Here is a 13,889-nt window from a genome sequence, read left to right as displayed (position 1 = left end):
CGTCGTACCGTGGGACCCGGGGTGATCTCGATGCCACACGAAGAGCCAGCGGGCGAGGACCGCGACACGCGCCACCGCGAGCCCGAGCGCGACGAGCGCACGGGCCGGTCGGCTGCGGCCGAGCGGATCCGTCACCAGACCCAGTGGGTCGAGCAGCAGATCCAGGCGGCCCAGCGGCGCGGCGAGTTCGACGACCTGCCGGGGGCCGGCAAGCCGATCGAGCTGGGCGAGGAGCACGATCCCGACTGGTGGCTGAAGAAGCTCGTCGAGCGCGAGCAGATCAGCGTCCTGCCGCCGGCGATCGCGCTGCGCAAGGAGGACGCCGAGCTCGACGACCGGCTCGACGCGCTCACGACCGAGGCGCTGGTGCGCAAGGAGGTCGAGGAGTTCAACGCGCGGGTCCACCACGCCCTCTACACCACGCACGGCTGGCCGCCGGTCGTCACGCCCAAGCGCGACGTCGAGGCGGAGGTCGAGCGGTGGCGGGAGCGGCGCGACGCGCGCAGACAGGCGCAGGCCGTCGCCATACGCCGTGAGCGCACTGCCGTCGGGAAGGGGGACCGGCCGCGGCGTCGGCTCTTCCGCCGGCGAGCCGACTGACCTGGGGCCGGGCAAGGGGGCCGCACGGGCCATTGCCGCACCGGGAGACGCGGGCCCACACTCGTGGAATGACCTCCGATCCGGTGGCGTCGGCCAGGGAGGCGTTCGCCCGTCACGACTGGCGCGCCGCACGCGACGGGCTGGCTCGGTCGAGGCTCACACTCACCACCTCCGAGCTCGAGCTGCTCTCGGAGGCCTGCTGGTGGTTGGGCGACGTGCCGGAGGCGACTGCCGTCTCCGAGGAGGTCTACGAGCGGCTGGCCGCCGGCGGTGAGCCCCTGCGCGCCGCGGACCGGGCGCTCCGGGTGGGCATGCTGTGGGCGACTCGGGGCGACATCACGCTGGCGACGGCCTGGCTGAAGCGGGCCGACGGCTTGTTGGCCACACAGCCACCGAGCGTCGTGCACGGCTACGCCATTTACCTCGCCGCTTCCTCGGACCTGGCCGTGAGCGGGCTCGGCGACGAGGCCGAGCAGGCGGCCGGCCACCTCCTCGGGCTGGCCGGACGACTCGGCGACAGGAGCCTGCTGGTCTTCGCGCAGACCCTGCGTGGCATGGCCGCCGTCCTGCGGGGCGAGCTCCGTGGCTTCGACGACCTGGACCAGGCGATGCTGCCCGTCATCAGCGGCCACGTCGACGCGATGTGGGGCGGCGACATCTACTGCACCGTCATCCACCTGTGCGAGGAGCTCGGCGACCTGCCCCGGATGCGCGCCTGGACCGATGCCCTCGCACACTGGGCCAGGCCCTTGTCCGAGACGTTCGTGTACGCCGGGGTCACCCGCCTCCACCAGCTGCAGCTGCTGCGGGCCGAGGGCGACTGGGACACGGTCGAGACCGAGCTCGGCGGCCTCAGCGAGGGCCTGGTCGGCGCCCACGGCTGGCTGGCGGGCGCCGGCTTCTACGAGCTCGGCGAGGTCCATCGGCTGCGGGGGCGTCCCGACGAGGCGCGGCGGTGCTACGTCCGGGCGCGGTCGCTCGGCATAGAGCCGCAGCCCGGGGAGGCCCAGCTCCTGCACGCCGGTGGCCGGTCCGGGGAGGCGATGGAGGCGCTGCGGATCGCGCTCGCGGGCGAGACCCCGCTGCGCCGCGCCCGGCTGCTCACCGCGACCGTCGCGATCGCCCTGGCGGCCGGCGAGCGTGACTGGGCCTGCCAGCTGGCCACCGAGCTGGCTGCGACGGCAGCCCACTTCGGTACGCCGGGCCTGAGGGCCGACGCCGACACGACCCGGGCCCGGGTGCTGCTCGCGCAGGAGCGCGCCGCCGACGCCGTGCCCCTGCTCCAGCGGGCGGCTCAGTCCTACCGGGTGCAACGGCACCAGCACGCCGGCGCGCTCGTCCACGAGCTGCTGGCCCAGGCCCTGCGGAGCCTGGGCCAGGAGTTGGCCGCGGAGGCGAGCCTGGCCACCGCCCGGGCCATCCACGCCCGCCTCGGGGCCACGGCCGAGCTCGACCGCCTGGCTGCGGCCTCCCGTCCGGGAGGCCTCACCTCCCGCGAGATCGACGTGCTGGTCGAGGTGGCGCGCGGCGGCACCAACCGCGACGTCGCAACCGCGCTGGCCATCAGCGACAAGACCGTCAGCCGCCACCTCGAGAGCGTCTACACCAAGCTCGGGGTCAGCACCCGCACCGCCGCAGCGGCCTGGGCCCGGGAGCACGGGCTGGTCTGAGCAGACCCCACGCCGCGGCGTACCGGATGGGGCGTTCGCCCGACGCGCCGCCCACACCCGCGCTCCTAGCTTCGAGTGACCAGCAACCCACCCGGAGGCACACCATGACCACCCTCGACGCACCCACCAGCACAGTCCCCGACCTCACCGGCGCGTCCGGCGCCGACCCCGAGGAGGTCGCCGCCCGGCTCATCGGCATCCTCAACGACGGCGCGATCTGCGCACTCGCGAGCCTCGGCCACGAGCTCGGACTGTTCGACACCCTGGCGTCGCTGCCGCCAGTCAGCTCCGCGCAGCTCGCCGACGCCGCGGGTCTCGACGAGCGCTACGTGCGCGAGTGGCTCGGCGGCGTCGTGACCGCGGGCTTCGTGCAGTACGTCCCCACCGACGACACCTACCGCCTCCGTCCCGACCACGCGCCGTTCCTCACCGGCGGCTCCCCCGACAACCTCGCCCGGATGACCCGGTACGTCGCGCTGATGGGCCTGGTGCAGCCGAAGGTGGTCGAGGCCTTCCGGCACGGCGGCGGCCCGTCGTACGACGACTACCCCGGCTTCCACGACCTGATGGCCGCAGAGAGCGCTGCCGTCAACGACGCGTCGCTCCTCGACACGATCATCCCGCTGACGAGACTCGTCGACCGGCTGCGCGCCGGCATCCGGGTCGCCGACCTCGGCTGCGGAGAGGGACACGCGATCAACCTGCTGGCCAGGGAGTTCCCGGCGAGCACGTTCACCGGGCTGGACTTCGGTCCGGAGGCGATCGCCCGTGCCCGCGAGGAGGCGGCCGCGTGGGGACTGGACAACGCCACCTTCGTCGAGCGCGACGTCGCGACCTCCGTCGCGGAGCCCGGCTCCCTCGACCTGGTCACCGCCTTCGACGCCATCCACGACCAGGCACACCCCGCGACCGTGCTGGGCCGCGTGCGCGAGGCGCTCAGGCCCGACGGCACCTTCCTGATGGTCGACATCTCGGCCTCGAGCAACCTCGAGGACAACCTCGACCTGCCGTGGGCGTCCTTCCTCTACGCCATCTCCACGACCCACTGCATGTCCGTCTCCCTCGCGCAGGGCGGCGACGGGCTCGGCACGGTCTGGGGGGTCGAGACGGCCCAGCGGATGCTGCACGAGGCGGGGTTCGCCGACGTGACGGTGCACGACCTGGAGGAGGACCCCTTCAACGCCTACTTCGTCGCCCACCCCTGATCGCGCGTCCCCTCGATGGGTGATGACCGGCGGCGCGGGCCGCCCCTAGCGTCGGGCATTCACTGCGCCACCCGAGAGGCAGGCAATGACATGTCCGAATCAGCGCTCTTCATCGGCTGGGGTCATCCGGTCCGCGGGCGGAGAAGCGCGTCCTCGACGTCTTCAACGACGCCGTCACCTACTACGGCGAGCGCCAGCAGGACGGGACCATCGAGGGCTTCGAGCCCGTCCTGCTCAACCCCCACGGCGGAGACCTGCAGGGGTTCTTCCTGATCAAGGGCCCGGCACAGGCACTGACCACCATGACCGCCAGCGAGGAGTTCCAGCGGCTCCACCTGCGTGCCGGGATGGTCGTCGAGGACCTGGGAATCATCCAGGCCTTCGAGGACGACGGGGTCCTCACCCAGCTCGGCTACTTCGGCGACGCGGCCGGCGAGTTCGACTGACGCGCCGCGTCGTGGAGCTCTTCCCGGCGAGATCTTCGCCATACCTGCGGGGGGCGCCGCCGGGGTAGTTTCCGCACCATGCGTTCAGCCAAGGACTTCTTCCGCCCCCTCGCCGTGGGCGCCCCCCAGCCCCTGACGGAGATCCCCGCCCGTCCCAGCCGGGCGATCCACTTCTTCGACCCGTCCAACGAGAAGATGGCGGCGAAGATCCCGCAGATGGTCGGCACCGTCGACGTGCTTCTCGGCAACCTCGAGGACGCCGTCAAGGCGGACAACAAGGTCGCCGCGCGCGAGGGCCTGGTGCGGATCGCACAGGAGACCGCCGATCTTGGTGGACAGAGCGGTTCGACCCAGCTCTGGACGCGCATCAACGCGCTCGACAGCCCGTGGGTGCTCGACGACCTGACCACGCTGGTCCCTGCCATCGGCGACAAGCTCGACGTGATCATGGTGCCGAAGGTGCAGGGCGCCGAGGACATCCACTACATCGACCGGATCCTCGCCCAGCTCGAGGCGAAGGCGGGCCTGGCCCGGCCGATCCTCGTGCACGCGATCCTGGAGACCGCGCGCGGCGTGGCCAACATCGAGGAGATCTGTGGCGCCTCCCCGCGCATGCAGGGCCTCTCCCTCGGCCCGGCCGACCTCGCCGCCGACCGCCGGATGAAGACCACCCGCGTCGGCGGCGGCCACCCCGGCTACCTCGTCCGGCAGGACCCGCCGCGCGGCGACGACGGCACGGCGCAGATCGACGCCGACCGCACGACGTACCAGCAGGACCTCTGGCACTACACGATCGCGCGGATGGTCGACGCGTGCGCGATGCACGGCATCTACCCCTACTACGGGCCGTTCGGCGACATCGCCGACGTGGTGGCGTGCGAGGACCAGTTCCGCAACGCGTTCCTGCTCGGCTGCGTCGGCACGTGGTCGCTCCACCCGAAGCAGATCGAGATCGCCAACCGGGTCTTCTCCCCGTCCGTCGAGGACATCAGGCACGCCCGCCGCGTCGTCGCCGCCATGGGCGACGGCACCGGCGCGGTGATGCTCGACGGCAAGATGGAGGACGACGCCTCCCTCAAGCAGTGCCTGGTGATGGTGCAGCTGGCCGAGGAGCTGGCCGCCATCGACCCGAAGCTCAAGGCGCAGTACGACGCCATCACCCTGGACTGAGAGGCCCCTCATGACCGACTCCTCCCCCGTTTTCCGGCCACGCCGCTCCGTCCTCTACATGCCCAGCTCCAACGAGCGGGCGCTGGAGAAGGCGAAGACCATCCCGGCCGACGCGATCATCTTCGACCTCGAGGACGCCGTCACCCCCGACGCCAAGCCTGCCGCCCGCGAGGCCGCGGCTGCGGCCGTGCAGTCGGGTGAGTACGGCCGCCGCGAGCTGATCATCCGCGTCAACGGCATCGGCACCGAGTGGCACGACGAGGACATCAAGGCGGCCGCGGCGGCCGGCCCCGACGTCGTACTCGTCCCCAAGGTCAACTCCGCCGAGGAGGTGCACCAGCTCGTCGCCGCCCTCGAGGCCGCCGGCGCGCCGGAGAAGACGAAGCTCTGGGCGATGGTGGAGACCCCGATCGCGATGCTCAACGCGCTCTCGATCGCGCAGGCCCACGAGCGGCTGACCGGCTTCGTGATGGGCACCAACGACCTGGTCAAGGAGCTGTACGCCGAGCACGTGCCCGGCCGCCAGCCCGTGATCACCGGCCTCGGGCTGGCCCTGCTGGCCGCCCGCGCCGCAGGGATCGTGATCATTGACGGCGTCTACAACGACGTGAAGGACGCCGAGGGCTTCCAGGCCGAGGTCGAGCAGGGCCGCCAGATGGGCTTCGACGGCAAGACCCTGATCCACCCGGGCCAGGTCGAGCCGGCCAACGAGGGCTTCGCCCCGTCCGCCCAGGCCGTCGAGGACGCCCGCGGCCTCATCGAGGCCTTCGAGTCGGCGACCGGTGGCGTGGTCACCTACCACGGCCGGATGGTGGAGAACCTCCACGTCGAGTCGGCCAAGCGCACGCTCGCCATCGCCGAGGCGATCGAGGCGCTGCAGGACTGAGCCCGCCCGCTCAGCCCTCCTGCATCGGAATGGGTACGCCACGCTCGGCGGCGACGTCGGCGGCGAGCTCGTAGCCGGCGTCGACGTGGCGGATGACTCCCATGCCGGGGTCGTTGGTGAGGACGCGCTCGATCTTCTGCGCGGCCAGCTCGGTGCCGTCGGCGACGCACACCTGGCCGGCGTGGATGGAGCGGCCCATGCCGACGCCGCCGCCGTGGTGGATCGAGACCCAGGTGGCGCCGCTGGCCGTGTTGACGAGTGCGTTGAGCAGGGCCCAGTCGGCGATGGCGTCGGAGCCGTCCAGCATCGCCTCGGTCTCGCGGTAGGGCGACGCGACGCTCCCGCAGTCGAGGTGGTCGCGGCCGATGACGATCGGCGCCTTGAGCTCGCCGTTCGCCACCATCTCGTTGAACTTGAGGCCGGCGAGGTGGCGCTCGCCGTAGCCCAGCCAGCAGATGCGGGCGGGCAGGCCCTGGTAGTGGACGCGCTCCTGCGCCAGGGTGATCCACTTCCGCAGCCGCTCGTTCTCCGGGAAGAGCTCGAGGATGGCCTGGTCGGTGGCCGCGATGTCCGCCGGGTCACCGGAGAGGGCCGCCCACCGGAAGGGGCCCTTGCCCTCGCAGAAGAGCGGCCGGATGTAGGCCGGCACGAAGCCGGGGAACTCGAAGGCGCGGTCGTAGCCGCCCTTGCGCGCCTCGTCCCGGATGGAGTTGCCGTAGTCGAAGACCTCGGCACCGCGGTCCTGGAACTCGACCATCGCCCGCACGTGCGCCGCCATCGAGGCCTGCGCCTCCTTCGTGAACGCCGCGGGGTCGGCCGCCGCGCGGTCGTGCCACTCCTCGAAGGGCACGCCGACCGGCAGGTAGGACAGCGGGTCGTGGGCCGAGGTCTGGTCGGTGACGATGTCGATGGGCGCGTCCATCTCCAGCAGCCGCGGCAGCAGCTCGGCGGCGTTGCCGAGGACACCGATCGACAGGGGTCGCCGGGCGTCGCGCGCCTCGACGGCCAGTGACAGCGCGTGCTCGAGCGAGTCCGCCTGGACGTCGAGGTAGCGGTGCTCGATGCGCCGGGTGATCCGCGACTGGTCGACCTCGATGCAGATCGCGACGCCGTCGTTCATCGTCACGGCCAGCGGCTGGGCGCCGCCCATGCCACCGAGGCCGGCGGTGACGGTGATCGTGCCGGCGAGAGTGCCCCCGAACGACTTGTCCGCCACCGCCGCGAAGGTCTCGAAGGTGCCCTGCAGGATCCCCTGCGTGCCGATGTAGATCCACGAGCCGGCCGTCATCTGGCCATACATCGTCAGCCCCAGCTCCTCGAGCCGCCGGAACTCCTCCCAGTTGGCCCAGTCGCCCACCAGGTTGGAGTTGGCGATCAGCACGCGCGGCGCCCACTCGTGGGTGCGCATCACGCCGATGGGCTTGCCGCTCTGCACGAGCATGGTCTCGTCGGGCTCCAGGTCGCGCAGGGTGCGCACGAGCGCGTCGTACGCCGCCCAGCTGCGGGCCGCCTTGCCGGTGCCGCCGTAGACGACGAGGTCCTCGGGACGCTCGGCGACCTCGGGGTCGAGGTTGTTCATCAGCATCCGCAGGGGCGCCTCGGTCTGCCAGCACTTGGCGGTCAGCTCGGTGCCGGTGGGGGCGTGGATGGGCAGGCGGGGGTTAGGGGTGGAGGTCATGCGAGTTCTCCGATCACGGACTGGGCGGCGGCGAGCACCGCCCCGGAGGCGACGAGCGAGACGGCGGTCTCGATCTCGGGTGAGAGGTGGCGGTCGGGGCCGGGCCCGGCGATGCCGGCGTCACGCAGCAGCCGGACGACGGCGCCCGTGGCGGGTGACGGCTCCAGCGGGGCGCGCAGGTCGAGGGCGCGGGCCGCGGTGAGCACCTCGATGGCCACGACGCGGGTGAGGCCGTCGACGGCGCGGCGCAGCTTGCGCGCGGCGGACCAGCCCATCGAGACGTGGTCCTCCTGCATCGCACTGGAGGGGATCGAGTCGACGGACGCCGGGGCGGCGAGCCGCTTGAGCTCCGAGACGATCGCCGCCTGGGTGTACTGCGCGATCATCAGCCCCGAGTCGACGCCCGGGTCCCCGGCGAGGAAGGGCGGCAGCCCGTGGTTGCGGGTCTTGTCGAGGAAGCGGTCGGTGCGGCGCTCGCTGATGGAGGCGACGTCGGCGGCGACGATCGCGAGGAAGTCGAGCACGTAGGCGACGGGCGCGCCGTGGAAGTTGCCGTTGGACTCGACCCTCCCCTGCTCGGGCAGGACCACCGGGTTGTCGACCGCCGACGCCAGCTCGCGGGACGCCACCGTCGCGGCGTGATCGACCGTGTCGCGGGCACCCCCGTGGACCTGCGGGGAGCAGCGCAGCGAGTAGGCGTCCTGCACCCGGTTGCAGTCGGGCCCGCGGTGTGAGGCGACGACGCCGGAGTCGGCCATCAGGGCGACCAGGTTGGCCGCCGAGAGCGCCTGCCCGGGGTGGGGGCGGAGCGCCTGCAGCTCCGGCGCGAAGACGCGATCCGTGCCGAGCTGGCCCTCGACGCTCATCGCGGCGGCGATGTCGGCGGTCCTCAGCAGCCGGCGCAGGTCCTCGATCGCGAGCACCAGCATGCCGAGCATGCCGTCGGTGCCGTTGATGAGCGCGAGCCCTTCCTTGGCGGCGAGCTCGACCGGAGCGAGGCCGGCAGCGGCGAGAGCCTCGGCGGCGGGCATCAGCGTGCCGGTGGCGTCGCGCACCTCCCCCTCGCCGATCAGCGCGAGCGCGCAGTGGGCCAGCGGCGCAAGGTCGCCGGAGCAGCCCAGGGAGCCGTACTCCCGCACGACCGGGGTGATCCCGTGCGTGAGGAGGTCGGCGAGCAGCTGCGCCGTCTCACGACGTACGCCGGTGTGGCCCGTCGCGAGCGTCGAGAGCCGCAGCAGCATCAGTGCCCGCACCACCTCGCGCTCCACCTCGGGGCCGGAGCCCGCCGCGTGCGAGCGGACCAGCGAGCGCTGCAGCTGGGCGCGCATCTCGGTGGGGATGTGGCGGGTGGCCAGGGCGCCGAACCCGGTGGAGATGCCGTACGCCGGGGTGGGCGCGGCCGCCAGCTCGTCGACCAGGCCCCGGGCCCGGTCGATCGCAGCGAGCGCGTCGTCGGTGAGCCGGACGGGGGCGCCCTCGCGGGCGACCGCCACGACGTCGGCGAACGAGATCGGGCCGGTGCCGACGGGCACCACGGACAGGTCTCCGGTGACAGGGCTCGCGGCCACGGGAGTAGGGGAAGTGCTCATGCCTCCATGAAAGCCCCGCGGGCCACCCGCGACCAGCGTCCAGAGCCGTTGCCTGTCTCGGATCCGAGACGATCGGGGCGGATCCTGGGCATCGGCGAGCGCCCCGGGTGTGCGCACCGAAACCGCCCACAGTGGGGATGCCTGGCACTCCGGGCTGGCCCTAGCGTGGATGCTCGCGGGGAAGCTCTCGGGCGCCCGGCAACTGCAGCGAAAGGAAGGCTCCCATGCGCACCCGTCCTCGCGCCTCCGTGGCGCTCGGCCTGACCCTGGCCCTCGCTCCCCTCCTCACCGCGAGCCTCGTCCTCCCGGGACACACCGCCCCGGAGCCGCGCCGCGGGGTCGGCCGTGAGGTCGACTCCAACGCCGCGGCAGTCGCCGTCGCCTGGCAGCGGATCGCCGTCCGCACCGTCTACACCGAGGGTGCCCTCGCGCCCCCGGTCGGCTCCCTCTACCTGTCCTTCACCTCCCTGGCCGTCCACGACGCCGCCGGCGAGGCCCTGCAGCGTGGCCACACCTCTGAGACGGCCGCCGTGGCGACGGCCGCGCACGACGTCCTTTGGGAGTACTTCAAGAGCCCGGCCTCGCGCGCGAACCTCGACGCCGACCTCGCTGCCTCACTGGCGACGGTGCCGGACGGCCCGGCGGAGGCCAAGGGCGTGCGGCTCGGTCGCGCCGCCGCGGCCCGGATGATCGCGTCGCGCGTGGGCGACGGCCGCGACAACGCCAGCATCGTCTACAGCAAGCCGGAAGCCATCGGCATCTGGCAGCCCGTCCCAGGCGGCGCGATGGCCGCGGCCTGGCTCGGGTTCGTGCGGCCGGTCGTGCTCGACTCCACCGTCCCCGTGGACGGACCGGACGCCCTCGGCAGCGCGGCGTACGCAGCCGACTACAACGAGGTGCGACGCCTCGGCTCCACGGCATCTGCCGAGCGGACTCAGGCGCAGAAGGACATCGCCCTCTTCTTCGCCAACAACCCGGTGTCCATGTACCGCAGCGCCCTGTGCACCTACCTCGACGCTCATCCGCTCGGGCTGCTCGCGACCACCAGGTTGTTCGCACGCATCGACGCGGCCCAGTCGGACACGTTCATCCGGACCTGGCGGTTGAAGTACGACCTCGGCTACTGGCGCCCGTTCCAGGCGATCGCCAGGGCTGCCGACGACGGCAACCCCGCCACCGCTCCCCAGCCCGGCTGGACCCCGCTCGTCGCCAACCCCGCGTACTCCGACTACCCCAGCGGGCACGGCAGCGCCACGGCGGCGTTCGCCGAGGTGGTCCGGTTGACGCTGGGCGAGAGCACGCCGCTGCTGCTCAAGGCCGGCCTCCTGGAGCGGCCCTACGCCAACCTCAGCGCGCTCGAGCACGACGCCCTGCATGCCCGGATATGGGGCGGGCTGCACTTCCGGGACGGCATGGAGGACACCTACGTCCTCGGCCACGAGACGGCCCACCGGGTGATGACGCTCATCGACTAAAAGCACCCGACCGTGACGGGTCCCACGGCCCGGGCACCCCCCTCGTGAGGGCATGGGTCGCCTCTGCCTCGGGTACCGCCGTGGCACACCGCTGCGGAATGCAGTGGCGAGGGAGGTGTGGGATGACCACCGAGCAGATCATCTGGACCGTCGTCATCGCCGTCGTGGTGCTCGCGCTCATCGCGCTGGCGGTCGTGATGATGCGGAAGAAGGGCGCCGAGGCCGACCGGGCCCGCGCCAACGAGCTGCGGGCCGAGGCCGAGCGGCGCCGCGAGTCGCTCCCCGACGCAGCCGCGCGGGCCAAGGAAGCCGAGCTGCGCGCCGATGAGGCGAAGGCCGAGGCCAGGCGGGCGGAGGAGCAGGCGGCCGAGGCACAGGAGCGGGTCGACGAGCAGGCGGCCGCGCACGACGAGCGGGTCCGGGCCGCCGACCGGCTCGACCCCGACGTCGACCACAAGTCGCAGTCCTACGACCCCGACACCATCCACGACGAGGACGAGCGCAGGAACCCGCCGCGCCAGGCCTGAGCCCCTCGGGCAGGATGACGGGCCATGAGCCAGGTCCCTGCCGCGACGCGCGCCCTGAGGGTGCTGCGGTTCCTGGCGTCGCAGCCGGACCCGGTGCCGCTCGACCGGATCATGCGGGCGTGCGACCTGCCGCGCAGCACGGCGTACCACCTGCTCGGCGCCATGGTCGACGAGGGCTTCGTCGTGCACCTGCCCGAGGAGCAGCGGTTCGGGCTGGGGGTGGCGGCGTTCGAGGTGGGCAGCGGGTTCTCGCGCCAGGCCCCACTCCAGCGGATCGCCCGGCGGCCACTCGCCGCGCTCGTCGACCGGACCGGTCACAACGGCCACTTCGCGGTGCCGCACGGGCGTGACGTGCTCTATGTGCTGGAGGAGCGCGCGCCCGGCAGGCCACCGCTCGTCACCGACGTCGGCGTGCGGCTGCCGGCCCACCTGACCGCCAGCGGGCGGGCCATCCTCGCCGCCCTCCCGGCCAGCCAGGTGCGGGCGCTCTATCCGGACAAGAGCGCCTTCGTCGACCGGCACGGCACCGGGCCCTCCTCGCCGACCGCCCTGCGCACCGTCCTCTCCGAGACCCGCCAGCGCGGACACGCGATCGAGGACGGGGACGTGACCCCGGGCCTGGCCAGCGTGGCCGTGGCGGTGCTCGACCACAACGGGCAGCCGGTGGCAGCCGTGGCACTCACCTTCCCCGCCGGTGAGGCCGACCTCGAGGCGGCCGCCGCAGCGGTGCGTGCCACCGCCGACCAGCTGACGCGGCGGCTCGCCCCCAGCGGGCGGGCGGGCCGGGGCACGTAGCCCACGCGCACGTCCACCGAGGTCCTGAGGCGCGGGGCTGGACCAGCCCGGGAAATGCCCTGCGGCGGCGATCCGGCGCCACTACGCTGGCTCACCGCTCCTGGGAGGGACCCATGCCTCGACACCGACTGGCCGCAGCCGTCCTGCTCGCCGCCCTGCTCACCCCCGCGCCGCTCTCGGCGTCCCCCGCCGAGCCCACCGCCTCCCCTCGCTCCCCCGCCGTCCCCGAGGCACCTCGCACGGTGGTCCGGCAATACGGCGACGGCCCGGTGCGGCTGAGGGACGGCTCGCCCGTGGCGATCCGGTTCCGCGGGCGGGACGGGGACCGGGTGGCACCCTTCGCGGAGCTGTACCCGTTGTCGGCCTACTCCGACCGCTGCAGCCGGTACACCGTGAGGCGCGTCGGTGGGCGGCCCCTGCCGGCCGACGAGTTCGGCTTCCACCGCCTGCGCCGCCGCGGCTGGCACGTCATCGCCTACACCCCCTGCCGGGGCGATGCCCGACCGGAACGGCTGCAGCTGACGAGGCTGCGCGTCCGCCCCCTCGTCGTGGACGGCCCGGCCCAGCCACACAGGGGCGACCGAGGCTTCCTCACCGCGTTCCGGGTCCACCAGGAGGCCGGCCAACGCGTCTACGTGCAGACCGAGGCGCCGACCCCGACGTGGAGTCCGCCTGTCTTCTTCGACGGCGACCACCCGGGGATCCGGCCGACGCCTGAGACGCGGACGTACACCTACATCGAGAGCCTCACCACCGGCGAGCCTCGAGTCGAGAGCGCCCTGGTCCGCGCTCGCACCATCCTCGAGCTGCCGCCGATGCAGGCGGGCGAGCCGCCGCGGACGTGGACCGTCACCGACCCCGGCCGGTGGATGACGGCGCGCGTCGAGGCCGGCGCGGCCCCCCACTACCTCGTCGCCTCGGGGTCGACGATGGCGGCGGACGTGTGGCAGGCATCGCTCACCAGCGAGCACCCGATCGCCTGCGGCAAGGGCTCCCCCAACGGGTGCGGCGACGGCAGCTACACCTTCGCCAACACGCCGTTCCCGGTCACGTACGACGGGCCCCTGCGCATCCTGCTCACCGTGGGTCCCGGGGCGGCCGGCAGCGTGGACCTGGCCGTGGGTCCGTGCCCGTCGACCGGGTGCACCTCACCGCGCACGGGCAGTGGGGGGTCCGACGCGCGGCGGACGCACTGAGGGTGGGACGTCAGACCTTGCGGGCGTGCACCAGGATGCGCGTCCGGTAGACGCCCGTAGCGGTGCGGTCGCCGCAGGTGATGAGGACGACGCGGGGCTTGCCGCGGTCGGAGAACAGGCCCCGGACGTCGGCTCCCGACATCCTGTGCACCCGCTGCACCTGGCTCACCCGGAAGGTGTGCCGTCCGACGGTGAAGCGGTGGCCCACCCGCATCGAGCCGAGCTCGTCGAACACACCGTGCCCGCGCGACCAGGTGTGCCCCGCGATGACCGCGCTGCCGCGCTGCCCCGGGCGCACGCCGTGCTTCCAGGTGTAGACGGCCGTGACGCTCGGCCCGACGGCGAGCTGCCCGGCGCGGGTGATGCCCACCGGGATGATCGCGGTGTTGACCCGGAGCCGGGGGATGGAGAGCCGGGGCCAGCCTGCGGCGCGAGGAGTGGGGTCGACCGACTCGGCGGCCGACACGGTCGACACGGCCGGCTGTGCTGCCGAGGCCGACGCGACAACGCCCGCACCGAGCCCGGACATGCCCAGGACGAGCGAGGTCAACGCTGTGGCGAGCGCGCGCACGGAGACCTCCTGTCGACGGGGATCCAGCCACGGTAGCCCCGCACGGCGGTCCAGGTAGCGGTTATGCCGGAGTCGGCCGGC

The 13,889-nt window shown here is 73.0% G+C and carries 14 protein-coding genes; 10 read left to right on the top strand and 4 right to left on the bottom strand.

What is annotated here, in order from left to right; genetic code table 11:
- The first annotated feature begins 30 nt into the window (after positions 1–30).
- From DDE18_RS01585 to DDE18_RS01575, 3 genes are all read left to right on the top strand, one after another.
- Positions 31–600, top strand: a complete 570-nt coding sequence (locus tag DDE18_RS01585) for a DnaJ family domain-containing protein (protein ID WP_116570971.1) — start codon at positions 31–33, stop codon at positions 598–600.
- Positions 601–668: 68 nt separating this feature from the next.
- Positions 669–2,270, top strand: coding sequence for a LuxR C-terminal-related transcriptional regulator (locus DDE18_RS01580; RefSeq protein ID WP_116570473.1), 1,602 nt, complete (start codon positions 669–671; stop codon positions 2,268–2,270).
- Positions 2,271–2,374: 104 nt separating this feature from the next.
- Positions 2,375–3,475: a class I SAM-dependent methyltransferase gene (locus tag DDE18_RS01575; RefSeq protein ID WP_116570472.1), complete on the top strand. Its 1,101-nt coding sequence runs from the start codon at positions 2,375–2,377 to the stop codon at positions 3,473–3,475.
- Between the two features lie 122 nt (positions 3,476–3,597).
- On the opposite strand, the gene DDE18_RS23915 is transcribed toward DDE18_RS01575, so the two are convergent.
- Positions 3,598–3,720: a hypothetical protein gene (locus DDE18_RS23915; protein ID WP_281258318.1), complete on the bottom strand. Its 123-nt coding sequence runs from the start codon at positions 3,718–3,720 to the stop codon at positions 3,598–3,600.
- A 57-nt stretch (positions 3,721–3,777) separates the two neighbouring features.
- Here DDE18_RS23915 and DDE18_RS22735 point away from each other — a divergent pair, with 57 nt between their 5' ends.
- From DDE18_RS22735 to DDE18_RS01565, 3 genes are all read left to right on the top strand, one after another.
- Complete coding sequence (locus DDE18_RS22735; protein ID WP_165820977.1) at positions 3,778–3,921, top strand: hypothetical protein; 144 nt, start codon at positions 3,778–3,780, stop codon at positions 3,919–3,921.
- Positions 3,922–3,999: 78 nt separating this feature from the next.
- Positions 4,000–5,091, top strand: coding sequence for an HpcH/HpaI aldolase/citrate lyase family protein (locus tag DDE18_RS01570; protein ID WP_116570471.1), 1,092 nt, complete (start codon positions 4,000–4,002; stop codon positions 5,089–5,091).
- Positions 5,092–5,101: 10 nt separating this feature from the next.
- Positions 5,102–5,977, top strand: a complete 876-nt coding sequence (locus tag DDE18_RS01565) for an HpcH/HpaI aldolase/citrate lyase family protein (protein WP_116570470.1) — start codon at positions 5,102–5,104, stop codon at positions 5,975–5,977.
- A 10-nt stretch (positions 5,978–5,987) separates the two neighbouring features.
- On the opposite strand, the gene hutU is transcribed toward DDE18_RS01565, so the two are convergent.
- Both hutU and hutH read right to left on the bottom strand, forming a co-directional pair.
- Positions 5,988–7,655 (bottom strand): urocanate hydratase, encoded by a 1,668-nt coding sequence (gene hutU, locus DDE18_RS01560; RefSeq protein WP_116570469.1) that lies wholly within the window; start codon positions 7,653–7,655, stop codon positions 5,988–5,990.
- A complete protein-coding gene (gene hutH, locus DDE18_RS01555) occupies positions 7,652–9,244 on the bottom strand; it encodes a histidine ammonia-lyase (RefSeq protein ID WP_116570468.1) in 1,593 nt (530 codons plus the stop codon). The genes hutU and hutH overlap by 4 nt, the downstream gene beginning before the upstream one ends.
- A 224-nt stretch (positions 9,245–9,468) precedes the next feature.
- Here hutH and DDE18_RS01550 point away from each other — a divergent pair, with 224 nt between their 5' ends.
- The 4 genes from DDE18_RS01550 (at position 9,469) to DDE18_RS01535 (ending at position 13,237) form a co-directional block, all read left to right on the top strand.
- Positions 9,469–10,719, top strand: coding sequence for a vanadium-dependent haloperoxidase (locus DDE18_RS01550; protein WP_116570467.1), 1,251 nt, complete (start codon positions 9,469–9,471; stop codon positions 10,717–10,719).
- A 122-nt stretch (positions 10,720–10,841) separates the two neighbouring features.
- Complete coding sequence (locus DDE18_RS01545; RefSeq protein ID WP_116570466.1) at positions 10,842–11,246, top strand: hypothetical protein; 405 nt, start codon at positions 10,842–10,844, stop codon at positions 11,244–11,246.
- A gap of 24 nt (positions 11,247–11,270) precedes the next feature.
- On the top strand, positions 11,271–12,041 hold the full coding sequence (locus tag DDE18_RS01540; RefSeq protein ID WP_116570465.1) for an IclR family transcriptional regulator: 771 nt from the start codon (positions 11,271–11,273) through the stop codon (positions 12,039–12,041).
- Between the two features lie 113 nt (positions 12,042–12,154).
- Positions 12,155–13,237 (top strand): LolA-like protein, encoded by a 1,083-nt coding sequence (locus tag DDE18_RS01535; protein ID WP_116570464.1) that lies wholly within the window; start codon positions 12,155–12,157, stop codon positions 13,235–13,237.
- A 10-nt stretch (positions 13,238–13,247) separates the two neighbouring features.
- Here the strand turns inward: DDE18_RS01535 and DDE18_RS01530 are convergent, their stop codons facing one another.
- Entirely contained in the window at positions 13,248–13,808 is a 561-nt protein-coding gene (locus tag DDE18_RS01530; protein ID WP_116570463.1) for a class F sortase, read from the bottom strand.
- Between the last annotated feature and the right edge of the window lie 81 nt (positions 13,809–13,889).

This window comes from Nocardioides gansuensis (genome assembly GCF_003076135.1).
GTDB lineage: Bacteria > Actinomycetota > Actinomycetes > Propionibacteriales > Nocardioidaceae > Nocardioides > Nocardioides gansuensis.
This window is presented reverse-complemented; position numbering and strand designations above follow the sequence as displayed.